The sequence below is a fragment of the Solidesulfovibrio sp. C21 genome (assembly GCF_047785625.1).
Lineage (GTDB): Bacteria > Desulfobacterota > Desulfovibrionia > Desulfovibrionales > Desulfovibrionaceae > Solidesulfovibrio.
In genome coordinates this window covers 14,655-39,424 of record NZ_JBLODY010000036.1, presented here as the reverse complement: position 1 = coordinate 39,424, position 24,770 = coordinate 14,655, and the positions used below count along the sequence as shown (strand labels likewise).

The 24,770-nt window shown below is 65.6% G+C and carries 20 protein-coding genes and 1 pseudogene; 2 read left to right on the top strand and 19 right to left on the bottom strand.

Features of this window, described 5'->3' with window-relative positions:
• Positions 1 to 63: 63 nt before the first annotated feature.
• The 12 genes from ACMZ6R_RS12100 to ACMZ6R_RS12045 form a co-directional block, all read right to left on the bottom strand.
• Positions 64 to 1,182: a DegT/DnrJ/EryC1/StrS family aminotransferase gene (locus ACMZ6R_RS12100; protein WP_416111743.1), complete on the bottom strand. Its 1,119-nt coding sequence runs from the start codon at positions 1,180 to 1,182 to the stop codon at positions 64 to 66.
• Complete coding sequence (locus ACMZ6R_RS12095; protein ID WP_416111741.1) at positions 1,172 to 2,431, bottom strand: oligosaccharide flippase family protein; 1,260 nt, start codon at positions 2,429 to 2,431, stop codon at positions 1,172 to 1,174. The genes ACMZ6R_RS12100 and ACMZ6R_RS12095 overlap by 11 nt, the downstream gene beginning before the upstream one ends.
• Before the next feature lie 37 nt (positions 2,432 to 2,468).
• Positions 2,469 to 5,387, bottom strand: coding sequence for a hypothetical protein (locus ACMZ6R_RS12090; protein WP_416111739.1), 2,919 nt, complete (start codon positions 5,385 to 5,387; stop codon positions 2,469 to 2,471).
• Positions 5,368 to 7,596 (bottom strand): DUF2079 domain-containing protein, encoded by a 2,229-nt coding sequence (locus tag ACMZ6R_RS12085; protein ID WP_416111737.1) that lies wholly within the window; start codon positions 7,594 to 7,596, stop codon positions 5,368 to 5,370. Before ACMZ6R_RS12085 ends, ACMZ6R_RS12090 begins: the two co-directional genes overlap by 20 nt.
• Positions 7,589 to 10,372, bottom strand: a complete 2,784-nt coding sequence (locus ACMZ6R_RS12080; protein WP_416111736.1) for a hypothetical protein — start codon at positions 10,370 to 10,372, stop codon at positions 7,589 to 7,591. Before ACMZ6R_RS12080 ends, ACMZ6R_RS12085 begins: the two co-directional genes overlap by 8 nt.
• A gap of 112 nt (positions 10,373 to 10,484) precedes the next feature.
• On the bottom strand, positions 10,485 to 10,865 hold the full coding sequence (locus ACMZ6R_RS12075) for a NifB/NifX family molybdenum-iron cluster-binding protein (protein ID WP_416111734.1): 381 nt from the start codon (positions 10,863 to 10,865) through the stop codon (positions 10,485 to 10,487).
• 13 nt (positions 10,866 to 10,878) lie between these two features.
• Entirely contained in the window at positions 10,879 to 11,766 is an 888-nt protein-coding gene (locus tag ACMZ6R_RS12070; protein WP_416111732.1) for an ATP-binding protein, read from the bottom strand.
• Positions 11,759 to 12,649 (bottom strand): 4Fe-4S binding protein, encoded by an 891-nt coding sequence (locus tag ACMZ6R_RS12065; RefSeq protein WP_416111730.1) that lies wholly within the window; start codon positions 12,647 to 12,649, stop codon positions 11,759 to 11,761. Before ACMZ6R_RS12065 ends, ACMZ6R_RS12070 begins: the two co-directional genes overlap by 8 nt.
• Before the next feature lie 5 nt (positions 12,650 to 12,654).
• Positions 12,655 to 12,987, bottom strand: a complete 333-nt coding sequence (locus tag ACMZ6R_RS12060) for a NifB/NifX family molybdenum-iron cluster-binding protein (RefSeq protein WP_416111728.1) — start codon at positions 12,985 to 12,987, stop codon at positions 12,655 to 12,657.
• Between the two features lie 78 nt (positions 12,988 to 13,065).
• Positions 13,066 to 13,569, bottom strand: a complete 504-nt coding sequence (locus ACMZ6R_RS12055) for an iron-sulfur cluster assembly scaffold protein (protein ID WP_416111726.1) — start codon at positions 13,567 to 13,569, stop codon at positions 13,066 to 13,068.
• A 4-nt stretch (positions 13,570 to 13,573) separates the two neighbouring features.
• Positions 13,574 to 14,428 carry a P-loop NTPase gene (locus ACMZ6R_RS12050; RefSeq protein ID WP_416111724.1) on the bottom strand — a complete coding sequence of 285 codons (855 nt, stop codon included), beginning with the start codon at positions 14,426 to 14,428 and terminating at the stop codon, positions 13,574 to 13,576.
• Positions 14,425 to 14,859 (bottom strand): hypothetical protein, encoded by a 435-nt coding sequence (locus tag ACMZ6R_RS12045; RefSeq protein ID WP_416111722.1) that lies wholly within the window; start codon positions 14,857 to 14,859, stop codon positions 14,425 to 14,427. Before ACMZ6R_RS12045 ends, ACMZ6R_RS12050 begins: the two co-directional genes overlap by 4 nt.
• Before the next feature lie 483 nt (positions 14,860 to 15,342).
• Between ACMZ6R_RS12045 and ACMZ6R_RS12040 the strand changes: the two genes are divergently transcribed.
• A complete protein-coding gene (locus tag ACMZ6R_RS12040) occupies positions 15,343 to 15,729 on the top strand; it encodes a VanZ family protein (protein WP_416111720.1) in 387 nt (128 codons plus the stop codon).
• Positions 15,730 to 15,733: 4 nt separating this feature from the next.
• Here ACMZ6R_RS12040 and ACMZ6R_RS12035 read toward each other — a convergent pair whose 3' ends face one another.
• The 6 genes and pseudogenes from ACMZ6R_RS12035 to ACMZ6R_RS12010 form a co-directional block, all read right to left on the bottom strand.
• Positions 15,734 to 16,153 carry a universal stress protein gene (locus tag ACMZ6R_RS12035; RefSeq protein WP_416111718.1) on the bottom strand — a complete coding sequence of 140 codons (420 nt, stop codon included), beginning with the start codon at positions 16,151 to 16,153 and terminating at the stop codon, positions 15,734 to 15,736.
• A gap of 47 nt (positions 16,154 to 16,200) precedes the next feature.
• Positions 16,201 to 17,280 (bottom strand): TOBE domain-containing protein, encoded by a 1,080-nt coding sequence (locus ACMZ6R_RS12030; RefSeq protein WP_416111716.1) that lies wholly within the window; start codon positions 17,278 to 17,280, stop codon positions 16,201 to 16,203.
• A gap of 91 nt (positions 17,281 to 17,371) precedes the next feature.
• Positions 17,372 to 17,755, bottom strand: a complete 384-nt coding sequence (locus tag ACMZ6R_RS12025; RefSeq protein ID WP_416111714.1) for a RidA family protein — start codon at positions 17,753 to 17,755, stop codon at positions 17,372 to 17,374.
• 149 nt (positions 17,756 to 17,904) lie between these two features.
• On the bottom strand, positions 17,905 to 19,377 hold the full coding sequence (locus ACMZ6R_RS12020; protein ID WP_416111712.1) for an outer membrane homotrimeric porin: 1,473 nt from the start codon (positions 19,375 to 19,377) through the stop codon (positions 17,905 to 17,907).
• A 346-nt stretch (positions 19,378 to 19,723) separates the two neighbouring features.
• A complete protein-coding gene (locus ACMZ6R_RS12015) occupies positions 19,724 to 21,193 on the bottom strand; it encodes an outer membrane homotrimeric porin (RefSeq protein WP_416111710.1) in 1,470 nt (489 codons plus the stop codon).
• A gap of 343 nt (positions 21,194 to 21,536) precedes the next feature.
• A pseudogene (locus ACMZ6R_RS12010) lies at positions 21,537 to 22,214 on the bottom strand (2-hydroxyacyl-CoA dehydratase); the annotation flags it as partial.
• A gap of 141 nt (positions 22,215 to 22,355) precedes the next feature.
• On the opposite strand from ACMZ6R_RS12010, the gene ACMZ6R_RS12005 reads away from it, so the two are divergent.
• Positions 22,356 to 22,766, top strand: a complete 411-nt coding sequence (locus tag ACMZ6R_RS12005; protein ID WP_416111708.1) for a hypothetical protein — start codon at positions 22,356 to 22,358, stop codon at positions 22,764 to 22,766.
• A 94-nt stretch (positions 22,767 to 22,860) separates the two neighbouring features.
• Here ACMZ6R_RS12005 and ACMZ6R_RS12000 read toward each other — a convergent pair whose 3' ends face one another.
• Complete coding sequence (locus ACMZ6R_RS12000; protein ID WP_416111706.1) at positions 22,861 to 24,435, bottom strand: amino acid permease; 1,575 nt, start codon at positions 24,433 to 24,435, stop codon at positions 22,861 to 22,863.
• Positions 24,436 to 24,770: the final 335 nt, after the last annotated feature.

Here is a 24,770-nt window from a genome sequence, read left to right as displayed (position 1 = left end):
GGGGGGCCCGGGGGGAAACTTTTCTTCAGAAAAGTTTCCCCCCGGCAGCTTTTTCAAACTGTCCTACTTGGCGACGTCGCGGACGGTTTCGATGACGTAGTCGATCTGGTCGTCGGCGAGTTTCGGGTACAGCGGCAGGGTGATGGTCGAGAGGCCGATGCGGTAGGCTTCGGGAAAGTCCTCGGGGGCGTGGCCGAGGACGTCGCGCAGATGGGTGAGGGTGTGGATGGCCCGGTAGTTGACGGCCACGCCGATGCCGCGCCCTTTCAGTTCGTGGAGAATGGCGTCGCGGCGCTCGGGGGCGACCCACAGGGTATAGAGATGGTGGGCCGAGGTGCCGGGGGCGCGGGGGCGCGTTATGCCCGGCGCGCCGGCGAATCCGGCGTCGTAGCGGTCGACGATGGCCTGCCGGCGCTGCCGCAGGCCGCGCAGGCGGTCGAGCTGGTCCACGAGCAGGGCGGCCCGGATGTCGTCCAGGTTGTATTTCCAGCCTTCGGCCACCATGTCCCAGTGCTCGTACTTGCCGTGGTAGCGGCCCGAGGCGTTCTTGCTCATGCCGTGGTTGGCGAGCTGGCGGGCCAGGGCGGCCATGTCGGCGTCGTGGCAGGCGATGGCCCCGCCCTCGCCGCAGGTGAGGTTTTTCGTGGCGTAGAAGCTGTAGCACGAGGCGGCGGACAGCTCGCCCGGGCGCACGTCGTCGCGGGAGCATTCGATGGCGTGGGCGCAGTCCTCGACGATGAAAAGACCGTGCGCCTTGGCGATGGCGGCAAGGGCCTTCATGTCGCACATGGCCCCGTAGAGGTGCACGGGCAGGATGCCCTTGGTGCGGGGCGTGATGGCGGCTTCGACCTTGGACGCGTCGAGCAGTCCGGTGTCGGGCTCCACGTCCACGTACACGGGCTTGGCTCCGCAGTGCATGATGACCGTGGAGGTGGCGATGAAGGTCATGGGCGTGGTGATGACCTCGTCGCCCGGGGCGAGGCCCAGGGCGAGCAGGGCCAGATGCATGGCCCCGGAACAGGAGGACAGGGCCACCACGTGGGGGATGCCGGTGAAATCGGCGAACTTGGCCTCGAACTTGGCCCCGACCGGGCCGGAGGTCAGAAAAACGGAGCGCAGGACGGCCAGGACATTGTCCATGTCCTTTTCCTCGAGGCTGTGACGGTAGAACTCAACCTGCATGGGGCATTACCTCGGGTTTGCGGGAACGCACGCGCACAAGCAGCCACGCGAGCGACCCGACGAGCATGACGCTGATGCCGGAAAAAAGGAGCCAGGCCACGGTCATGGGCGTGTCGTGAAAGACCGTGACCAGCCCCAGGAAAAGACCGACTCCGGCCACTTGGAACCAGACGAAGCCGAATTCCGAGCGGGCCTGGAAGTAGACGAACAGGATATTGGCCACGGCGAGGAGGGCCATGGCGCTGCTGATGACGGTGAGAAGCGGCCCGGCGGCGGTGTAGCTGGCGCCGAAAAGGAGCTTCACCACGAAGCTCGAGGCGACGAGGCAGAAAAGGGCGAACCCGCCGCCAAGAAGGGCGGTCAGGCCCATGGACGTCCACAGCGACGACAGGTCGTTGCGGCCGGCTTCCTTGGCCGAGGCCGCCTCGGTGAAAAGCACGCTCATGAGCACCGAGGGCAGGTAAAAAGCGATGCGGCCGAGGATGGCGGCCGTGGCGTAGAGGCCCGCGCCCTCGGCGTCGCAGTAGTGGCGCACCAGCACCAGATCGAGGTTGCCGAGCACCATGACGATGACCGACGAGAGGAGCATGCCGATGGAATAGGTGCCTACTTCCTTGATGAGTCCCTTGGGCAGGGGGGAGGCCTTCAAGGGGAAGACGTCGCGCAAAAAGAGGCAGTTGACCGCGATGGCGACCACGATGCCGGTAAGGCTCGAAAGCAGCGCGCCGTTTATGCCCCCGGCGAGGAACATGACGAAAAGCAGCGCGCCGAGCAGCCGGAAAAGGGCGTTGGACGCGCCGGCGATGCCGTAGCCGGTGAAGCGCTGGAGTCCCTGGAGCATGCCCCAGGGCACGGGCAGGACGAACGATCCGGCCATGACCCCGAGCATAAGGAGAATCGGGGTGGCGGATTCGATGTGCAAAAAGGACTGGAGCAGCGGCAGGCACAGCGCGCCGATGCCGTAGGCGATGGCGGCGAGCCCGGTGGCGTAGAGCGCGGCGCGGGAGAACAGCGCCCGCACCAGCCCCATGTCCGTCAGCACGAACCGGGCCGTGAACCGGGCCATGACCAGGGGCACGATGGCCAGCGGCGCGGCGAAGATGACCATGGTGGAATTGAGCGCGTTGAACCCGCCGAAGTCGGCCGGGCTCATGGACCGGCCGACCACGAGCTGGAAGAGGTAATTGAAGAGGTTGCCCGAGTTGAGCAGGATGAGGATGACGAAATTCTGCTTGAGAAAGCGTTTCACGCGGGCACGTCCTTAAAGGGGCGATGGATACGTAGGCTTATGGCGCGGGCGTTCGCGCGGACTTCGCGTCTGTTTCGCGCCGGGTTGGCGCAAGCTCCAGGTACAGCCCGGCCAGGAAACAGTAAAGCCCGGCCTGGACCGTAAATTCCGCCGGCCGGGCCAGCATGGCCAGACGCAGTACGGCGGCGAAGAGGAGCGACAGGGAAAATCCCAGGAAATACGGCCGGCCCGGATCGGCGGCCAGCCATGTGCCAAGCGGCGCGGCGCGGCGGGACAACCGGGCGGTCACGGCCGGAGCAAGCACCCGCCATACCGGAACGAGGGCCATGGCGGCAAGGGGCACGATCAGGCGCGCGGCGGCAGCGTCCAGAGCCAGACGTATCATGAGGAGCGTGGCGCAGGCGCCAAGGCTCCAGAACATTTCCCGGCGGGCGTCGCGGGGATCGGCCGGCGGTGTGGCCAGCCAGCGGGCGGGCCGTGCCGCCAGGACGCGCAGGCGCGCCGGGCCGATAAGCCACAGGGCAAGCCAGACGGCGGCCAGAAGCGCCACGGCGGCCAGGGCGCGCGTCAGGGTGTTTTCATGGCCCAAGCCCGACCGGGCTTTGGGCGGGGCGGCAAAGCGGGTGACGTCGAGGGGGGTCCTGGTCTCGAAGCACAGCCCGGCCACGTCGTACCAGGGATGGTTGAAAAAGCGGGCCGAGGCGTTTTTGGCCGGAAGGTCGGCCGGGCCGATATCCAGCCAGGCGTCGGCGGCGTGCAGGCGCGCGGCCGCTTCCTCGGACAGGTTGCCCGGGGAAAGCCGTTTGCCGCCGAGATCGAGGAGGGGACCGGCCGCGAAAATAGCGCGCCAGTCGGCCTGCGCCTGGCCGGAAAAGGCGGCCCGGGTCAGTTCCAGGCTGCCCGGGGCCTGCCCGTCCCGGCCCGAAACGGCGACGTCCACGGTGCCGGGGAACACGGCGTTCGGCTTGTCGGCCAATCTGCCGGCCAGAATGCCGGAGCGGGTGTCGGGAATGGCCGGTTGTCCGCCGGCAATGGACACGGCCACGGGATCGCCGGTCAGACCGTAGGCGGCGGTCAGCCAGGAAAGGCGGCCAAAGGGCGTCACCGGGGAAAAGCGTCCCGAGCCCGTATTTTTGTCCGGCCTGGCGGCGGTGGTCACGGACCAGGGCAGCCGGGCGGCGTAGAGCCCTTGGTGGGGCTTTCCCGTGGGCACGGCGGCGAGCATGGCCCGGGTGAAGGGCAGGGCGAACTCGCGGCCGGTGAAGGTGAAGCGCAGGGTCGCGCCGGCCACGGTTCGCGGCAGCCCGTCGAGCCGCGTCGGCGTGCCCGGCCGCAGGGCGTAGGTCCTGGCCGGTTTGCCGCCGGAAGTTTCGAAGACGTCCAGAAACACGCCGGAAAGCCCGGGGGCGCGGCCGATGTCCAGACGGAAGAAATAGGCCGTGTCCGCCGCCGGGGTGAAGGCGGCCGTGACCGGAACGCTCAGCCGGTCGGCCCGGCCCTCGACGGAAAGCCCCTGTCCCGTGCGGTAGAGCCGCACGCCGCCGGGGGCGCTGAAAAGGTCGGGCGCGCCCGAGACGAAGACCGGGGTTTCGGTCCGGGCGTCGCCAAAGGCGAAGCGCTGTTGCGCCGGAGCAAAGGGCGCGGCAAGGCTCCACAGCGGGGTCACGGTCACGCCGCCGTCGGGGCGGTCGATGTCCGGAGCCGCGCCGAGGCTGGTGGCCAGCTCGTCGGCCGCGGCCAGAAAGGCCGGGGTGTCGCGGCGCGGCGAGACCAGGGCCAGGAAGGCGTCCTCCACCGACGCGCCGCCGGGAAGTTTCGGGGCCATGGGGATCAGGCGCAAGGCGGCCGTGGCCGTTTCGGAAGCGCCCATGGCGGTGGCGGCCGGGGCGATGTTGACGAAGACGCGCCGGACCCCGGCAAAAGGTTCGCGCACCCGGGTCGGCAGCCGGCCAGGCAGGCCGTTTTTGGCCACGTCCGCCGCGTCGAGGCCGGAGGGCATAAAGACCAGACGCTCCACCACCTTGTCGCGGCGCACTTCGGCGGCGTCCTGGCGGAAGAACATCAGGCTGATTTCCTTGAGTTTCGCCGCCTTGATGCCGGCGTAATGCTCGCGCAGGTAGCGGCCGACATAGACCCGCAGCACGGTGCGGCCGTCGGGCAGCGTGAAGGTGCGCTTGGCCAGCCCGTACCAGTCGAGGACCGTGCGCGTCCGGGGATGGGCCGGGTCCAGCGCGGCCACCAGATTGACCTGGACCGGGACCGGGCGGCGCAGGATCAGGTCCACCGCGCCGATGCCGAGCAGGTCGCTGTCGAAGCGTCGCTGCAAAAAGGTGGACGGCCCGTCCTCGGCCACGCGCCAGACGTCGTCGAAGGGGAGGTCAAGGACCCGGCGGATGATATAGAGCGGCGTCTTGTTCGCCCACTCGGCCCGGGCCACGGGCACGGAGGCGTCCGGCGCGGCGGCGGCCTCAAGATAGGCCTGGCCCAGCCGGGAGACGCATTCCAGGGGATCGCTGACGAACGACCGGCCCTGCGGCGTGCGCACGGTAAGCGCGGCCAGACTGGGGTTGTCCGGATCGGCGTCGCGCAGGGTCAGTCCCACTTCGTTGAATCGGCCGAAGGCCAGTCCTTTTTTCCCGCCCGGCGTGGTCAGGGGCAGGTCGCGGATGCTTTCGCCCACGCCCGGCGTGGCGGCCACGGCCAGGGGCGCGGTTTCGAGCACGCGGGAATACTTGATTTTCTTGACGCCGATTTTGACCCGCACCGTGCCCTCGGTCGGTCCATTGTCGTCGAAGAGGTCGCCGGGCAGGCGCACCGGGGCGCGCTGGGGCCTGGGATCGAGGTCCAGGGCCGCAGCCGGGCCGGGACAGGCGGCCAGGGCGGCCAGAATGACCCCGGTGAGGCAAGCGACCGCAAGGAGCCGGAGGGCGGCGGGCTTACGGCGTGGGGACAGCATTGTCGCCTCCCGTGGCCGGCGTCGGGGTTGGAGCCGGAATCTCGGTCGCCTCCCGGTGCCGCCGCACGCGCCGGGGCTTTTTGGCCGGGGCCTCGGTCGGCGTGGTCGCGGCGTCCGGCGAAACGGCGCTTGTGGCATCGGGCGCGACGCCGCCGTTTTCGGTTGGCGTTGTCGGAGCCGGCGTCCCGGTCGCATCCCGGTGCCGCCTTGCGCGGCGAGGTTCCCGGGCCGGTTGCGGCGTGTCCGTGGCCGGAGCTTCCGGCGTGACCGTCGCGGCGGCGTCGGGTTGGGACGCGCCTGGCGTTTCCACGGCCGGCTTGGCTTTCTTGCGGGAATGCTGGGTCGGGAAGCGGTCGAGCACCTCCACTTCCACCTCGCCCGGGCTGGCGGGCGCAACGGCCCCCGGAGCCGGGGGCGCGGCGGGCATCGGGGTCGTGGCGGGCGGCGTTTGCCCGGCCGGGGCGGTCCCCGGAGCCATGGTCCCGGGCACGGCGGAGGGCGCTTGGGGCGGCGTGCCAGGGGTCGCGGTCGGCGTCTGGCCGGCTTCGGGCGTCGGCGATCCGGCCGGCCCGGCGGGAGCCTCCCCTGCCGGTTGCGGCGCGGCCGTCGGGGCCGCCGGGGCCGGGGCGGGCTTGGGCTGGTGCCGACGCAGGATCAGGAAACCGCCCTGGTCGTAGACGGTTTCCAACTCCGCCTTGGCCCGGTCGACCAGTGCGGAAAATTCCCTGGCCACATCCTTGTCCCGGCAGGCGCCGTTTTGGAATTCGCAGCCCTTGTCCAGCACGAACCACGGCCGGGTCAGGTCGAGCAGCACGTACTGCGCCTGCCAGGAACGCACGGGCAGGTCGGTTTTGCCGGTGCGCACGAATTTCCAGAAATCGCCCAGGCTGGCCTTGGACAGGTCGCGCACGGGATGGGGCGTAAAAACGCCCAGGGGAAAGCTGTTGTAGTCGAGGCGCTCGGCCAGCGCGCCCCAGTTGAGCGTATTTTGGGCCACCACCGGCATATCCGGGTCGCGCGGCACGGCTTTTAAAATCTCGGACAGGATGGCGGCATCGCGGGCCGTGGGCTCATAGGCCTCCATGGAGAAGGCGAAATTGTCCGTGGCCCAAAAAAGGCGCGATACGGGCGACGGGGCCAGAAGCACGTGCCCCACGGCCAGGGCCGTGAAAAGCACCAGCCCGAACTGGCGCACGCCGATGCCCGACTGCCGGGCCAGGATGCGCACCGGCCCGAGCACCTCGCAAAAGGCGAAAAAGAGCGCTCCGGCCGCGCCGGCGGTGTAGTGGTTGGCCCATCCATAATAGTTGGGCTGGGTGGACAGCAGGGCCAGGGCCAGGGCGGGCACGGCCGGCAACAGGAACTTGGGCCGGAAAAGCGGAAAAAAGAGCAGCGCCCCGAAAAGAAAGCCCAGGTATTTCCACTTGCCGGCCACGCCGAACATCTCGCCGAGCACCGTCAGGGGATGCAGCAGGCAGGTGGCGAAGGCCGCGCCCGGGCCGCCGCCGAGCCAGGCATAGCCGCCGCTTGCGGCGCCAAGGCCCCCGTCGGCCGTGCAGTAGGGCACGATCCAGGCCGTGGCGACGTAGAAATACAGCGCGCCGAAGAGCATGAGCCACCAGCCCGGCTTGCGCTCTCCGGCCACGAAGGCCAGATATGCGCCGCAAAAAATCGTGGTCAGGGCATACGGTTCCTTCACCAGACAGGGGAGCAGGCCGAGTACGAAGGCCAGTCGCGGCCGGCCCGAGGTGGCGGCAACCAGAAAGGCGAACAGGATCGGGATGAGCAGGTGGTCGAGATGGAAATCGAACAGGGCGTTGGTCCAGACCGGGAAATAGAGGGCATAGGCCAGGGCGGCCAGCATGCCGTAACGTCTGGCGGCCATAAGCGCGGGCAGGGCCAGGACCAGCCCCTGGACGGTCAGAAGCACCAGCGGCGCGGCCTGATCGGGCACGAGCCGGTAGACCTGGGCATAGAGCGGCAAAAGCGGTTGGGCATGGCCGAGAAAGGCCCGCCACCATTCGCCGTAGCGGTGCAGGGAATAGAGGTTGGACAAAAAGACGCCCAGGTCGAACACCGTGGAGTGCAGGGCCAGGTACTTGAAGCAGGCCATGAAGGCCAGCACGGCGAAAAGCCCGAGAAAAACCGCTCCGCCAAAGCCCCGGTTGGAGCCGACCGGCAAGGTGGCGGGAGCATGCAGGTTAGACATGGGACAGCCCTTGGCGTTTGGAGAGAAACGGTCCGGCCAGGATGATGACAAGACACACGAACATCGCGGTCGCGCTTAGCATAAGCCCGATGATGTACGAGGTTTGCGGCGCGAACGAAAGAAGCATTTCGCAGTCGATCCGACCGTCCCTGTCCACGGCGTAGTAGCCCGGCGTGGTCGCCGTGGCCCGGGGCAGAAGCGGGAGCAGGGCGGGATCGATCCACCAGGCGTTGGCGTAGCCGTAGGCCTCGACATGGAGCGCGTCCGGCCAGGCCACGGGCTTGCCGACGTTGGTCACGGCCCAGCCGGCCGGGTCCAGGGGATGCGACAATGTCGCGGTGTTTTTCGGCCTGAAGCGCCCCGGGAAAAAGCCTTCGAACGGGCCGCCGTCCGGGAGGTTGTCGTTTTGCACGGCCCCGGCCCGAAGCTTCGAGACATAGTCCACCACAAAGCGCCTGTCGTTTTTGCCGACCACCGCGCCGCCCGGGCCGTAGAGGAAGGCGTGGCGCGACTTTTCCCGGCCGTCGCCAAGCGTCGAGACGATGCCGTCCCTGACGTACCCGGCAAGGGTCGCGGCGTCGGCGACGTCCGGTCCCTGCACGGGCAGGGGGGCATACGTCGCCAGGGACGGCGGGGTTTCCCGCGTCCCGGTCAGGTCGCCGGCGGTATGCGGCACGAGCAGCGCCTTCCAGCCGGTGTGGAAGGTTTCCTGGAAAACCAGCGGAAAGCCGGCGGTGACGCCGTGCAGGCGCACCCGGAGCCGGGTCGGACCCAGGCGGCGAAATTCCACGGTCGGCGTTTTCAGGCGCTCCACCGGCCTGGACACGGCCAGCTTGGCGTCGGTGGCGCGTTCGTAGAGGATCCGGCTGTCCTTGGTGCCCCGGCCCATGATGGTGTCGAGAAATTCCAGAAACACCGGGTCGTGGCCGGCGCGCAGATAGACCGTGCCGGGATCGTAGCCAGGCAGGCCCACTTCCTCGGAAAGCGCCGCCACCACCGGGTTCACGACTCTGGCCGTGCCTACGTTTTCCACCGCCGCCACCCGGTCGCCCGGCCGCACCAGGGGCAAAAATTCCGTATTTTCGTAGAGATCCACGTCCTTGAAAAGCGGCAGCGCCGCAAGTCCCTGCTGCATGGCCAGATTGGCGTCGAGCACGGGCTTGTAGTCCTTGTAGCCGTCGACCACGGACGGGGCGCGGTAGGCCGGCTGGAAATCGTCGTAGGTGTAGGCGTGGGCGTAGTGGGGGTAGACCAGGAACCGGCCCGAGCCGAGGGCTAGAAGCCGGGCCAGCCGGGTGTTCGGATGCTCGGCGTAAAGCCCTGGGAAAATCGCCTCGGCCAGGGGCTGGGTCTTAAACGCCATGAAAAAGGGCTTGGGCGAATAGGCCGAGGTCCATTCGAAGGTGAAATCCGTGTCCCCCGGCCAAGTGATGCCGATGGGCGGCAGGTAGGTGACGCGGAAATCGTCGCGGCGGTCGCGCAGGTAGCTGTAGACGGCCGCGTCCTCCTTGCCGATGGGCGTTTGCTTAAGCGTCAGCGGCTGGATGTCCTTGGCGGCGTTAAAGGGACGGGTGAGCCCGCCGGCCAGAAACGGCGAGACGAAAACGAGCACCGTCGCCGCGCCGGCAAGGGCCGTGACGCGGGGTTTCCAGGTCCCGGCCAGATCGGCGGCGGCCCTGGCGAAAAGCAGGGCATAGGGCAGCACCACCAGGGGCAGCCAGCGGGTGGTGTTGGAAAAGGCGGCGAACAGGATGGGCAGGGTCTTTTTGAGAAGCAGCTGGTAAAAAAGCAGGCCCGGCAGGGTGCGCGACCCGGAAACCAGCAGCACGCCGATGATGGCCGTCACGTAGAGCGCGGTCAGCTCCGGCGTCTTGCGGCGGCGAAAGGCGTAGACGAAAACCCCGAGCGTGACCATAAGCGCGGCGGCGTACCAGGGCACGGTCATGCCGGCCGGAATGGGATAGACGTATTCGGTGTCCATGCCCTGGCGCAGGCGCAAAAGCGCCGAGGCGTCGATGGGCTGGCTGGTGGACTGGTGGTAGGCCTCGCGCCTGGGCAGCTCCGTGTCCACGGTCACGTCGCCCTCGGCCGAAACCGAAAGCCCCCAGCCGTGGCGGATGGCCCCCTTGCCGAAGTAATCGCCCACGAACGGGGCCATGAAGTGGATGTTCATGGCCACGGCCACAAAGCCGATGCCCACGAAACAGGCGAGCAGCGTCTTCTTGCGGGAGCTGGAAAAAAGCCTCCAGGCAAAGGCGATGGAAAGCATGGCCGCGGCGCTCATGCCCACGCCCGGATGCAGCGAGGTGAGCCCCACCAGGAAGCCGGTCAGCACCGTGAAATAAAATATCCCGCGCCGTTTCGCCTCAACCCGTTCCATGAGCGTCTGGGCGGCCAGGATCACCAGCGGCAACAGCGCATAACCGGCCAGCATGGGCATGTGCCCGGCCACGATGCGGGAGAGCGCATACGGGGAAAACGCGTAGAATACGGCGGCGAGAAGCGCGAACACGGGCGAGAGCCCCTGCCGCCTTGCCAGCGGCCACATGGCCGCGCCGGCGCAAAACGTCAGCGTAAGCGGCAGCCACTTGGACACGGCCTCGCCGCCGGCCAGGGAAAACGGCCACAGGATGAGCCAGTAGAGCAGCTCCAGCTTGAAATAGTGGTAGCGGCCGGTCTCGAAATAGGCGTCCCAGGTGGAAAAATGGTGTCTGGCCATGGCCCGGAACTGCTCGGCAAAGGCCGGAATGCCCCAGTCCCAGGTATGGCCGACCATGCCCGGCCGCGCCAGCACGCCGGCAAAGGCGATCAGGACCAGCGCCGCCCGCCGGAAGGGGGGACCGGGGGGCCCATGGCCCCCCGGCCGCCGGAGGCATCTTCCTCCGCTCTTAGGCCATGCCGCCGCCGCAGGTCTGGTTGGGGGAGAATTCGGGCAGCTTGCCGGACAGGAAGGCCTGCACGGCCAGGCCCACGGACGGGGCGTCGCCGCCGTGGTAGACCTTGATGCCGACCTGGTTGAATCCCATGAGCGGCCGCATACCCATACCGCCGGCCAAGAGCACGGTGATGCCGTTTTCGGACAGGTGGTTGACCGGGGCCATGCAGCCGCCCTGGACGTGGGGCACGTTGGGCAGGGTGTCGACCTTGGTGATCTGGCCGTCGGCCACGTCGACCACGGTGTAGCAATCGCAGTGACCGAAGTGCGCGCCCACGGCGCTGTCCATGCCGCCGGGCTGGGTGGAGGGGATGGCGATACGACAGGTTTCCATAGTGTGTTCCTTCTTATTTGCCCTTGGCGCTGGTATTGGCCAGGGCGATTGTGGCGTCCCACAGGCGGCGGATGTCGTCGGCCAGGGGACCTCCGTATTCGGGCAAAGTTTTTCTGGCCACCATGGCCCGGGTCACATCCGGGTGATGGGGCAGATGGCCGAGCAGGGTCAGCCCGCTTTGGACGCAATAGTCCTCGATGTGGGCCGCCTCGTCGGGATTGAGGTCGGCCTTGTTGATGATGACCCCGGCCGGCAGTTTGAAGTGGGCGCACAGGTCGGCCACGCGCTTCAGGTCATGGGAGCCGGAGGGCGTGGGCTCGGTGACGAGCACGGCGAGACTCGCGCCGGACAGGGCGCTTATGACCGGGCAGGCGATGCCGGGCGCGCCGTCGCACAGGATGAGGTCGAGGCCTTCCCTTTCCGCCAGCTCGCGGGCATTTTGCTTGAGCAGCATGACCAGCCGGCCGGAATTTTCCGCGCCGGGGTCGAGTCTGGCGTGGACCAGCGGCCCGAAGCGGGTGGAGGCGATGGCGGAAAAGCCGCAGGTGCGCGGCGGAAAGGCGATGGCCTGCCGGGGGCACAGCACCACGCAGGCCTTGCAGCCTTCACAGCGGCTTTCCTCGATGCGGTATTTCCCGTCCGGACCGGCGACGACGGCGTCGAACCGGCAGGTTTCCTTGCAGATGCCGCAGCCGTCGCAGACGTTCTGGTCGATGACGGCCAGGTTGCCCGAGACGAAAGGCTCCCGGGCCTCGTCGGACGGATCAAGCAGGATGTGCAGGTCCGGGGCGTCGACGTCCAGGTCGCAGACGACCTTCTTTTGGGCCAGGGCGGCGAAGGCCGCCGTAAACGACGTTTTGCCGGCTCCGCCCTTGCCGCTTAAGATAATGATTTCACGCATGGCGGACCTCCGGGACAAGGCGGGCCACGTCTTTTGCCAGCTTGAGCGTCAGTTCGCGGTAGGCGGGCGAGACTTCGGGCAGGAGCCTGCCCCGGGCATAGGCTTCGGCCACGGTCCGGTCGTCGGGGATACGGGCCAGGATGGGGAGGCTTGCCTCGCGGCAGAGGCCCTCGAGTTCGTCGGCCGGCAGCCCGGACCGGTTGACCACCACGGCCATGGGCTTGCCGAGCGGGGAGAAGGCTTCCACCGCGAGACGGAAGTCGTGGATGCCAAAGGGCGTTGGCTCGGTGACCAGCACGATGGCGTCGGAGCGGGACACGGCGGCCCCGGCCGGACAGCTCACCCCGGGCGGGGCGTCGCAGATCACGTCCGGCGCGGGCCCGGTCTCCCGCTCGGCGAGCAGCGCATCCAGCCGGGTGAGCACCGCCCGGATCAGCGCCGGGCTCATGGCCTCGCCCACCCGCAGCCGGCCGTTTAAAAAGGCGATGGCCCCGGCCGCGCCTTCCTCGATGCGCCCGAGCTCGCGGGCTCCGGCGCCGATGGCCCCGAAGGGGCACACCGCCGCGCAGGCGCCGCAGCCGTGGCACATCTCGTCAAAGACCACGGGCGTGTCGCCAAGGATGGTGATGGCCGAGAACTGGCAGATTTCCCGGCACGATCCGCAGCGCGTGCACAGTTCCACGTCGATGACCGGGATTTCGATGTTGGCGATATGGGTGTCGGTGATAAGCGGGCGCAGAAACAGGTGGAGATTGGGTTCCTCCACGTCGCAGTCCACGGCCACGACCGGAGTCCCCACCGCCTCGGTCCAGACCGAGGCCAGGGCGGCGGACACGGTGGTCTTGCCGGTGCCGCCCTTGCCGCTGGCGATGCTCACGCGCATGGTGCCTAGGCCCCCGCTCCGGCGCGGTATTTTTCCACGGCCTGGCCCACGGTCAGGCCTTCCATGCCCTCGACCACGCGCACGCCGACGGTCTTGAGCGTACTGGCCGCCTTGGGGCCGACAACGCCGGTCAAAAGCACCTTGGCTCCGGCTTCGGCGATGCGCCGCGCCGTTTCGATGCCCGCGCCGTGGGCCATGGTCTGGGACGCGCCGTTGTCCAGCCATGTGCCCTGGCCGTCCGGGCCGACCAGCACGAAGCCGGCCGCGCGGCCGAAGCGCGCATCCACGGCGTCGTCCATGTTCGGGCCTTCGCTGCTGACTGCGATGATCTCACTCATGACAAACTCCTTTCTTCGGGTTTGGCGTCGCTCCAGCCCCCCTCAAGTTTTTGAAGGGGGACCGGGGGAAAACTTTTTTCAAAACGTATCCCCCTGGCCGCCGGAGGCTTCCTTGCGCAACGCCTCGGCCAACATCCCGCCCTGGATCATCCAGTGGTGCACGGCCTCGCGCACGGCGGCGGCGGCCAGGTAGGCGCAGTGGCGGTCGTCTTCGGGAAACCGGCCGATCGCCGCGACAATGGCCGCTTCGTCGATGTCCACGGCCTCGTCGAGGGAGAGGCCCTTGGCCAGCGCGGCGGCCGTTGACGCGGCGATCTGGCTCGAGGCGCAGCCGTCGGTGTCGAAATCCGTGGCCACGATGGTTTCGCCCTCGATTCCCAGGGCGATGACGATGGTGTCGCCGCAGGAGCCCTTGACCCGGCCGACGGCGGTGGGCTCGGCCAGGCGCTCCCGGTTGGGGGCGTCGTGCCAGATCCGGAATCCTTTTTCGCCGAAGCGTTCGATAAGCGCGGCCTGCTGCTCCTCCTCGAACACGTCAAGGACCATGGACAGCGGGTCGTTCGGATCGCGTTCCGTGGCCATGACGTTATGCCTTGGGGGCCGGGCGCGCCGGCGGGTTGTCCAGGGCCTCGACGACCTTGGCGATGACATTTTTAAAGGCCACGGCCGACGGGCTCTTGCCGGCCACGGCCAGGAACACGTCGCCGTCGTCGCCGGAGCGGGTCACTTCCGGGTCGATGGGGATACGGCCCAAAAACGGCACGCCGGACTCGGAGGCGAGCTTTTCGCCGCCGCCGGCGCTGAAGATGTCGTGGACCGCGCCGCAGGACGGGCAGACGAAGCCGCTTAGGTTCTCCACGATGCCGATGATGGGGGTGCTCATCTGGCGGCAGAAGGTGATGGAGCGGCGCACGTCGTCCACGGCCACGTCCTGGGGCGAGGTGACGATGAGCGCCAGGGCCTTTTCCCCGAAAATCTGGAGCACGGACAGGGGTTCGTCGCCGGTGCCGGGGGGGCAGTCGACCACGAGCACGTCGCGCTCACCCCATTCCACCTGTTCCGAAAGCTGCTGGATCACGCCGGCCTTGGCCGGACCGCGCCAGATGACGGCGTCGTCCTTGCCGGGGAGCAGGAAACCGATGGACATGACGCCCAGGTTCCAGTGCCACTCCACGGGAAGCAGGCGGTTTTCCTGCATACCGGGGCGGTTGCCGGTGAGCTTGAGCAGGCGCGGGATGCTCGGGCCGTGGACGTCCACGTCGAGGAGCCCCGTGCGCTTGCCTTCCATGGCCAGCCCGGCGGCCAGATTGGCCGACACCGTGGATTTGCCCACGCCGCCCTTGCCAGAGAGCACCACCACCACGGCCTTGACCTTATCGAAGCCGGTGGGCGGTTTCTTTTTGATTTCCTCGTTCAAGTCGTGCAAACCTTGTTCGTTCATGATGATTCGCTCTCCAGACGTTGTATTTTGGTTCCCCCGCGCCGCGACGCCTCCAGGGCCTGACGGGCGCCCGGGGCAAGCAGGGTTTCCAGACGGTTTTGGCGCAGGGCATCAAGGACCACGGGCACTTCGCCCGCGATCCAGGGGGCCACGGCGATGCCGCGCCGGGAAAAATGTCTGAGGCAGCAGCACGTCGCCCCGCCGCACACGAGCAAGGCCACGCCCGCCCTGGCCAAAAGCAGGGCCAGTCCGGGCAACCCCTCGTCCGGCATGGACCAGACGGCTTCCTCCACGATGCCTTTCGCCTCGAAGCGAAACAGGCGCACGGAGGAAGCCGTTTCCAGGAGCGTGGCCAGGCGCTGCCCGTGGCAGGCCAGGCAGACGCGGGGGCAGCGACGGGGCGTGCTGCTGGTTGATGAAACATCCGACATGACGAAACCTCGCCCGAAAGTAAAGCAGGAATCGTGCCTGGAAATGAAAGTGTATTATATCAATAGGTTAAATTGACAAGTCGGGTGCTTGGCGCTGGAGATGGGAGCGAAACAATCCCTCGAGCGTTTATATGGGCGAAAAACAATCCCAGATGAGGGGGCACGGGCTGCTTCCGGATCGCGAGGGTCCCGGAACTTCGCGCCAAGGACTGGTTTCCGGAAAACAACCAGGGCGAATAATTCGCCCAGCAGTCTCTCTGGACAGGGGGACTGGCGTTTTACCGTGGGCGGGGCTAATTGAAGAAAGAAGTATCAGAGGGAAACTCCTTTTAAAAAGGAGCCCCCCTTTTACGCTTTCCCTTCGCTGAATTGTATCAGTATAAAATTATTGTTATAATATCATATTGTTATGAGGAGTCTTTGGAAAGGGGGCCTGGGGGAGAACCTTTCTGCAGAAAGATTCTCCCCCAGTGAGGAACCTGGATGATCGAAACACCGCTTTTTCGCCGGGCGGTCCTTACCGTGTGGCTCGTTTCCGTGGCCGCCACGATCTACGTGTCGCTTCTGCCGCGTCTGGAGCTGCCGATCGATTTCTGGAACGCCGACAAACTCTACCACGCCGCGACCTATGCCTGGCTGGGGGGGCTGCCGCTGTGGGCCTTTGCCCGGGGCGGGCGCGCCCGGGCGGCGGCCTACGCCATGATCGGCCTGGGGGTGCTCTTGGAGTGGGGGCAATCGTTCGTGCCGGGCCGTTCGGCCAGCCTGGGCGACGCCACGGCCAACGCCTTCGGCGTTTTCGTCGGCATCTGGCTGTCCGAGGCGCTCATGCGCCGTCTGCGCGGCTGCCGGGGCCTTCGGGACGAGGGCTGACGCCTCAGCGCACCACGATGACGGTGCAGGGCGCGATCTGGACAAGCCTGGTGGACACGCTGCCAAGCAGCAGCTTTTCCACGTCATCCTTGCCCCGGCTGCCGAGGTAGATTTCGTCGGCCTTTTCCTCGCGGGCGATGCGGGCCACGGTTTCGGCCGGGCGTCCGGGCTCGGCCAGGGTGCGGATGGTCATGCCCCGCTCCCGGGCGATCTCCTCGGCATCGGCCAGAATCTTCCTGGGTTCGCGCATGATGTGGCTGAAGGTCTTGTCGCAGTCCTCGGCCTTGCAATCGAAAAAGGACAGGGCTTCCACGGCCGTGACCGCCAGGATTTCGGCATTTTCGCAACGGGCCGCGTCGAGCGCCCGTTCCAGGGCGCGTTGGGACAGCTCTGAGCCGTCCAGGCAAACGATGAATTTCTTCATGATTGTCCGCTCCCTTCCTTTGGTCGTGGTCGTTGTGGCGGCGGGGCTCAATCGACGTGGAGCACCACGGCGAAGGCATTGAACATGGCCCAGACCTTTTGTCCCTCGGCCAGATCGAGCTCGCGCACGCTTTTGGTGGTGACCAGGGCGCAAAGCCGCGTGCCGTCGGACAGGGTCACGATGACCTCGGCCGTAAGCTCGCCCAGGCGCACCAGCTCCACCTCGCCAAGAAAACGGTTGGTGGCCGTGGCCCGCGGCATCTCGTCGCAGGTCTCGAGCACCACCCATGGGGCCTTGATCTCGGCCGTGACGAACGAGCCTTCTGTCACGCCGAGGTTTTTGACGCTTTCGTTGGTGATCACCGAGGACACGGCATGGCCGCCCAGGCTTTCGACCACCACCCGGGACTGGATGTCGCCCTTTTGCACCTGGGCCACCCGGCCGAAAAAAGCGTTTCGGGCACTGGTGCGGCGGGTTTCGCGGGTGAGCACCTGCCGCTCCACCTTGCGGCGCTGCTCTTCGGGCAGATGCAGGAAGGCGGCGGTCAGGTCGGCCGTGGAATGGCCCAGAATACGCTGCACCACCGGCAGCGGCACGTCGTCGCGCAAAAGCTCCACGGCCCGGGACCGGCGGATGGTGCTCGGGTTGACCAGTTCCTTGGTGAAGCCGCATTCCTCGGCCCGCTCGTAAAATTTGCGCCGCACATGGCCCTGGTCCAGGTGAAAGAGGTTGCCCCGCAGCGAGGCGTAGGCCGGATCGTCGAACACGGCGGCCAGCGCATCGCCGAGCTCGGCCGGAATCTGGACCTCGCGGCCCTCGCCGCCGTTGCCGCCGCTGAAATTGACCGACAGGGTGTCGAGGTTGACGTCGGTGCGGTCGTTTAAGGCCAGGACCTCGCCGAGGCGCGCCCCGGTGTGGCGCAGCATCAGGTAGATCAGGCGCACCCGGTTGCGGGAGACGGCCACGTCGGGCCGGCCGGACCGGTCGGTCCAGGCGGAAAACGCCTCGGACAACCGTGTCAGTTCCAGTGTATCCAGGAACTTGACGTCATCGGGCACGGAAAAAATCCGGGCAGCCCGGAACCTTTTGCCGCCGGAATCCCCTCCGGAATCTTTCCCATCGATCATGCGTGCCCCCGTATGCTCACTAACCGGATATCATTTCCCGGCAAAGGCGGGAAAGTCAAGACCGGCGGCAGCGGCGCGGACCGGCCAGGCGTCACGACCGTCTGGCCACCACCTCGATCTCCACCAGCACGTCCCGGGGCAGTCGCGCCACCTCGACGCAGGAGCGGGCCGGGTAGGGCTTGGCGAAGAGCCCGGCGTAGGCCTCGTTTATGGCTGCGAAGTCATCCATGTTCTTGATGAACAGGGTGGCTTTGACCACGTGGTCCAGGCCGAGGCCCGCGGCTTCGAGGATGGACCGCACGTTGGCGATGGACTGGCGGGCCTGGTCGGCCACGGTCCCGGCCACGATGTCTCCGGTCGCCGGGTCGATGGGGGTCTGCCCGGAGACGAAGAGCAGGTCCCCGGCCCACACTGCGGGCGAATAGGGGCCGATGGGCGCGGGTGCGCCTTCAGGGACGACGATCTGTTTGGCCATGGGGGGCTCCTTGCCGCGTCCGATCGGACACGAATTTTGCGACAGTGTGCAGTGCCCCCCGGACGGCGTCAATCGGAGCGCGGTCCGTTGCCCATAAAAAAGGGGGCCCGAAGGCCCCCTCCCGCGCGTGCCGTATCCGACAGTCGCTTCTAGAACTTGTAGGTCAGGCCGAAAGCGACCTTCCAGGCGTTGTTGCCGTTGGCCTCGGACTGGCTGACCAGGCGATGGCCCCAGACGCTTTCCTGGAACTGACCGTGAGCCCAGCCGGTCTCCATGACGGCGGCCAGGTTCTCATAGATCATGTACTTCGTGTCGAAGTTCAGCCCCATCACGGACTCGTTGTAGGTCAGGTCGTGCCCCATGGTGAAGTACGAGCTGTTGAGGTAGAGCCGCGCATTGCGAAGGGCGCGCGGCGAGTTGTTGCCGCGCACGTACACGAAGGTCAAACGGTTGGTCAACTTGTCGATAAACGAGATGTTGTTCAGCGATGCGCCGATGCCGTAGTTGCCCACGGGATCGGTGTACATGTTGGAACCCTTGCCGAGTTCCTGGCTGCTGTCGAACAGGAAGCTGTTGCCCGGGCCCCACTGGGAACGCATGTAGGGCATACGCTCGGAGCCGTTCATGGTGGACTTGTCCTCGCCGGTGGACCAGAAGCCGAACACCTGCGGGGTGACCACGTCGAGGCCGGTGTATTCAACGCCGGCGTCGACCATCCAGCCTTCGCGCTTGGCGGCCTTGTGGTCGTTCATGGCGCCGGCGCCGTAGATCACGTCGGCATAGAACTTGACCGGATCCAGGGCCGAAACCTCAAACGCGCCACCGACCCAGAAATAGGGATTCTGGTCGTTCTTCCAATAGCCCACGGTCCCGGGTGTGGTCATGTTGGAAGAGCTGGCGGCGGACACCAGGGTGTTGGCGAAGTTGTTGCCCGATTCCGCGACGTCCGTGGTATCCTTGTAGGTGTAGTCGGCATTGCGGCCGGCCACGGCGACCATGCCCCACGGGGTGGCCTTGAAGCCGTCCACGGTGATGGGCAGGGCCAGGAAGTAGGCGTCGAGTTCGTCAGCCTTCTGGGTGGTCGTGGTGTCGTAGGTCCGGTTGGTGTCGATCAGGCGACCGAAACCGGCCATGGCCGACAGGGTCTTGTCGATGATGGGGGCGGTGATGACCAGGGCCGCCATCTTGTCGTTCCAGACCGGGCTGCCGTAGAACAGGCCGCTCTGGGGCAGGTTCACGTCCTGGAGGCCGGCCGTCACCTGGACGCCGTCACAACCGGGCAGCATGAACTGCATGTAGGCCAGGTCGACCTGGACGGCGGTGTCCGGGTTGGCGGCGGTAAAGGTGCCATGGCCCCAGACGTCTTCCACCTTGATGCCCAGGCGAAACTTCACGGCCTCGTTGGCGATGAAGTCGGAACGCAGGCGGAAGCGCTCCCAGATCTCGAAGTTATCCGAGGTCTTGGTGCCGGTCTTGTTCCAACCGGTATAGTTGCGGTTTTCAAAGAAGTTTCCGTAGACACGCGCATCACCGGTCATTTTGACCTCGGTGGCGGCATGGGCGGCGGCGAATGTGCCGAAGACCATGGCGGCCACGAGGGCAACTGAGGCGATTCTCTTCATTTTCCTTCCTCCAGTACAATTGAAGCGTTCCACGAAGGATACGCAGCCACGCGCCACAATCCCACGCTGGCGAGGGCGGGGATTGCGTTGATCTCCCTCTACGCTGGCAAACCGGGAAAACAAGTTACAAAAATAAAAGTATCGTCGGGAGGTGCTGCAACAAAAGGCGCTATCTCTGGAACAGGGCGGTCGTAGCGGTATTGCATTACCCAATCGTAATCAATTGCAAAAGAGTAACAGATATTCCCTCGCCTGCTCCCGAAAAATCGGGAGGAACCTTTGGCGGACAACAAAAAAGGGGGGCCCGAAGGCCCCCCTTGCGCGTGTGCCGTATCCGACAGCCGCTTTAGAACTTGTAGGTCAGGCCGAAAGCGACCTTCCAGGCGTTGTTCCCGTTATCCTCGGACTGGCTGACCATACGGTGCCCCCAGACGCTCTGCTGGAAGTGGCCGTGAGCCCAACCGGTCTCCATGACAGCGGCCAAGTTCTCGTAGATCATGTACTTCGTGTCGAAGTTGAGACCCATCAAGTACTCATTGGTGGTCAGGTCGTGACCCATGGTGAAGTACGAGCTGTTGTAGAAGTAGCGGGACTCGCGGATGGCGCGCGGCGAGTTGTTGCCGTGCACGTACACGAAGGTCAGGCGGTGGGTCAGCTTCTCGATGAAGGACACGTTGTTAAGCGATGCGCCGATGCCGTAGTTGCCCACGGGGTCGGTGTACATGTTGGAACCCTTGCCGAAGTCCTGGCCGTCGTCGAACAGGAAGCTCTTGCCCGGGCCCCACTTGGAACGCATGTAGGGCATACGCTCGGAACCGTTGCGGGTGGACTTGTCTTCACCGGTGGACCAGAAGGCGAACACCTGCGGGGTGACCACGTCGAGACCGGTGTATTCGACACCGGCGTCGATCATCCAGCCTTCGCGCTTGGCGGCCTTGTGGTCGTTCATGGCGCCGGAACCGTAGATCACGTCGCCATAGAACTTGACCGGATCCAGGGCGGAGACTTCAAACGCACCGCCGACCCAGAAGTAAGGATTCTGGTCGTTCTTCCAATAGCCCATGGTGCCGGGGTTAGCCATGTGCAGGGCACTGGCGGCGGACACCAGGGTGTTGGCGAAGCTGTTGCCCGAATCCACGGTGTCCGTGGTGTCCTTCCAGGAGTAGTCGGCATTGCGGCCGGCCACGGCGACCATGCCCCACGGGGTGGCCTTGAAGCCGTCCACGGTGATGGGCAGGGCCAGGAAGTAGGCGTCGAGTTCGTCAGACTTCTGGGAGGTCGTGTTGTCGTAGGTGCGGTTGCTGTCGATCAGACGACCGAAACCGGCCATGACCGACAGGGTGTTCTCGATCAAGGGAGCCTTGATGACCAGAGCGGCCATGTTGTCGCTCCAGACCGGGCTGTTGTAGAACATACCGCTCTGCGGCAGGCTCACGTCCTGGAGGCCGGCGGTGACTTCAACGGCACAACCGGGCCACTTGAACTGCAGATAGGCCTGATAGACCTGGACGGCAGTGCTCGGGTTGGCGGCCGTGAAGGTGCCATGGCCCCAGACGTCTTCCACCTTGATGCCCAGACGAAACTTCACGGCCTCGTTGGCGATGAAGTCGGAACGCAGACGGAAGCGCTCCCAGATCTCGAAGGTATCCGAGGTCTTGGTGCCGGTTTTGTTCCAACCGGTATAGTTACGGTTTTGGAAAAAGTTCCCGTAGATACGCGCATCACCGGTCATTTTGACCTCGGTGGCGGCATGGGCAGCGGCGATCGCGCCGAGGACCATGACGGCCGCCAGGGCCAAGCTCGTAAGCTTTCTCATTCTTCCTTCCTCCACAACATGCGGCTTTCGTTGGATACGAAGCAACGCGCTCACTTCTGCTCCGGTGGCTAATCCGGAGCCTGAAGTAGCCCTCTTCTACGCCCGGGGATGGGAGATGACAAGAAGTTAATTGCCAGTATGTAATTATTTAATTCCGTGATAGTTAATGTTGCCAGGAAAATATATTATACTGTTTTTATTATATAAAATACTGTCAACAAAGTGGAATATGCGACACTTTGACGATGACATCGGCGGGAAGGACGCCCGCGGCTGGTGCGGGCTTGGGAAATAATGCACGGCGTCCCGGGGGCGCTTAGGGAAGCCGGGCCTCGAGCCACAGGGCCGCGCCGAGGCCGGTCTTGATGCGGGCTTCCCTCTCGTCGCACAGCTCGTTTATCTTGGCGGTAAAGCGCACCGGGTCGTCATAGAAGCTGATCTGGTTGACGAGCAGGGCATCGCGCCCGGAGATGGGGGCCGGATCGGCGCTGCGCAGCCTGGCCAGGCGTTGGAGCGCCTGCCGCTTGGCGTTGACGACCTTGGTCGCCGCGGCCAGGGAGGCGGCGGTGATGGTGTTGCCGGTCAGTTTCTCCAGCGCGTCCTTGTAGCGCGTTAGCTCGGCCCGAAAGAGGTCGCGGTCGCCGGGGCCCTTGCACTGCGGCACTTCCATCACGTGCATGGGGGCGTGTTCGCCAAAAGCCTCGTAGGCCTTTTTCTTGCCGTCACAGGTGGTTTCCCCGACGATCAGGTCGCAGGACTCGGTATAGGGGCACAGCTTGGCCAGCTTGAAGCCGACAAAGGACTTGATGAGGTCGCAAGTGCTTCTCGGCACGAGGGTTTCGGCCTTTTCGGTGCCGGCCTTGGCCCCGGCGCACAGCCCCACCTGGAGGGCGTCGGCGGCCAGGGTGAGCTCCTCGGGCACGAACACGCAGAAGGTTCCCACCACCTTTTTTCCGGTCGCCTTGGTGTCCTGGATCTCCTTGATGCGCAGCCCGTGCACTTCGGACAGCACGGAATCGTTAGTTTCAATAGTTCTGATATGATACTATTGTAATAAACTATTCCCGCGATGCTAAAGGAATCCGGAAAGCGGCCGAAAAGGGGGTAAGATTCGAGCATCCGGCGGGAAGCCGGACCGCAAAGCCGCCAGGGAGGGAGGCACATGGCCCAAATCGTGTATATCGACGACCATCGCCGGGCACGGGAGCCGGTACGAGGCATAGCGACGAATTTGTCGCACGGGCGGCCCCAGCTCAGCGATCGGGACTTGTGGACCAGGGATTACAGGGAATCCGACAACATCATGTATGCGATCCTCAAGATCAAGGAGATACTCGACTATCACCTTTATTATGACGACGTCTGGCCGTATCTGCTGCTTTCGTTCCTGGAAGCCGTGCACAACACCACGCAGGGGGACGACAAGGCGTTGCCGGGCACCGGCGCTTCGCTCAAGGACTACGTGCTTTCGGCCGTCACGCCGCAAAACAAGCGCGACCTGTCCATGGTGCTGCTCTTGACCGACCTGATCGAAAAATCCCCGCACTATCGGGGCACCTCGTCCACCTCGTAACCTGTTTTCATGACGCATGACGCGGCCGGTCGCCCAGGCGGCCCGCCGGCCGGCGGTCCCCTCCCGGGAGGGGACCGCCGCGTCTTTGGGGGGCCTAGGCTTTTTCGATGACAATGGCCCCCTCGGCCTCGGGCGCGCGCAGTTTGCTGTGCTTCACCCCATACAGGAAATAGACGAGCATGCCGATGGCCATCCAGACCACGAGCCGGATCCAGGTTTCGACCGGAAGGCCTCCGGCCAGATACAGGCAACTGAGGCAGCCCAGAATAGGCGTCAGCGGCATAAATGGCGTTTTGAACGGGCGGGGCAGGTCCGGTTGCCTGTAGCGCAACACCATCACGCCGGCGCACACGATGGCGAAGGCGAACAGGGTCCCGATGGAGACCAGTTCGCCAAGAATGCCGATGGAGAAGAAGCCCGCCGCCAGGGCCACGGCCAGTCCCGTGACCAGGGTGGTCATGACCGGCGTCCCGTACTTGGGGTGTAATTTGGAAAAGGTGGACGGCAACAGGCCGTCCTTGGACATGCTGAAAAAGACCCTGGGCTGCCCGAGCAGGAAAACCAGGATCACGGACGTAAGCCCGGCCAGGGCGCCGAGTTTGACCAGGATGGACAGCCAGGGCATGCCGATGATGTCGATGGCCACGGCGATGGGATCGGACACGTTGAGCTTGGTGTACGAGGCCACGCCCGTCAGGACCAGGGCCACGAGGATGTAGAGGATCGTGCAGATGACCAGGGAACCGAGGATGCCGATGGGCATGTCCCGTTGCGGATTCTTGGCTTCCTGGGCGGTGGTGGAGACGGCATCGAAGCCGATATAGGCGAAAAAGACCACGCCCGCCGCGCGCACGATGCCCGAAAGCCCGAAGTGGCCGAAGTCCCCGGTATTGGCCGGAACGAACGGCACCCAGTTGGCGGGATTGACGTAGAACGCCCCGACCGCGATGACGAGCAGGACGATGAGGATCTTGAGCGCCACGATCACGGCATTGACCGTGGCCGATTCCTTGATGCCCCGGATCAGGACCGCCGTCAGCACGAGCACGATCAGGCAGGCCGGCAGATTGAACAGGGTGGTCGCGTGCGGCAGGGCGGTCAGGTCGATGCCCGCCACCCGGAGGTCCTTGGCGTAAGCGGCGATCTGGTACCAGCCCTCGGGCGTGGGCAGATGCAGCTTTTCGAAGACGGCGCCGGAGAGGTAGACGAGGTGCGTGCCTGGGGCGTCCATGAACTGGGGGGGGAGGTGGATGCCGAGGCTTTTGAGGAAACTGACCATGTAGCCCGACCAGCCCACGGCGACCGTGGCGGCGCAGACGGAATACTCGAGGATGAGGTCCCAGCCGATGAACCAGGCCAGCAATTCGCCAAGCGTCGCGTAGGCGTAGGTGTAGGCGCTGCCGGCAATGGGGATCATGGAGGCGAATTCCGCGTAGCACAGACCCGCGAAACCGCAGGCCACGGCGGCGAGCATGAACGACAGCACCACGCCCGGGCCGGCGTAATCCGCGGCGGCCTTGCCGGTGAGGACGAAGATGCCGGCCCCGATGACCGCGCCGATGCCGATGGCGGTCAGGTTGACGGGGCCGAGAGACTTTTTGAAGCCGGTATTGGCCCTGGCCTCTGCCTGAAGATCAAGAATGCTTTTTTTTCTCCACAGGTTGTCCATCGCATTTCCTTTCGGGCTTTTCGTGTTACATGCCTGAAGTGGAGTTCGCATGGAGCGAGAAACTGCCGCTGTATCCTCTCCTTGGACGACGTCTTGCAGACGGTTTGGCGTTGTGGTTCATGGTCCCCAGTCGATCCCATGCATTCCCTCAGGGCTTTTGGATGTAAATGCCGAAATGGGACGTGCATGGAAGTGACGCGCCCACGCCCGAATCTGACCCGGCGGGCGTAGTGCGTCCAAAAAGACCTTGTCGAAAAGGCCTTATGCGGGAAGGCCCCAGGCCTGGGGCGTTTCGCCGTGTTGCGGGCGCGCCCGGAGACGGCCGCCGGCGCATC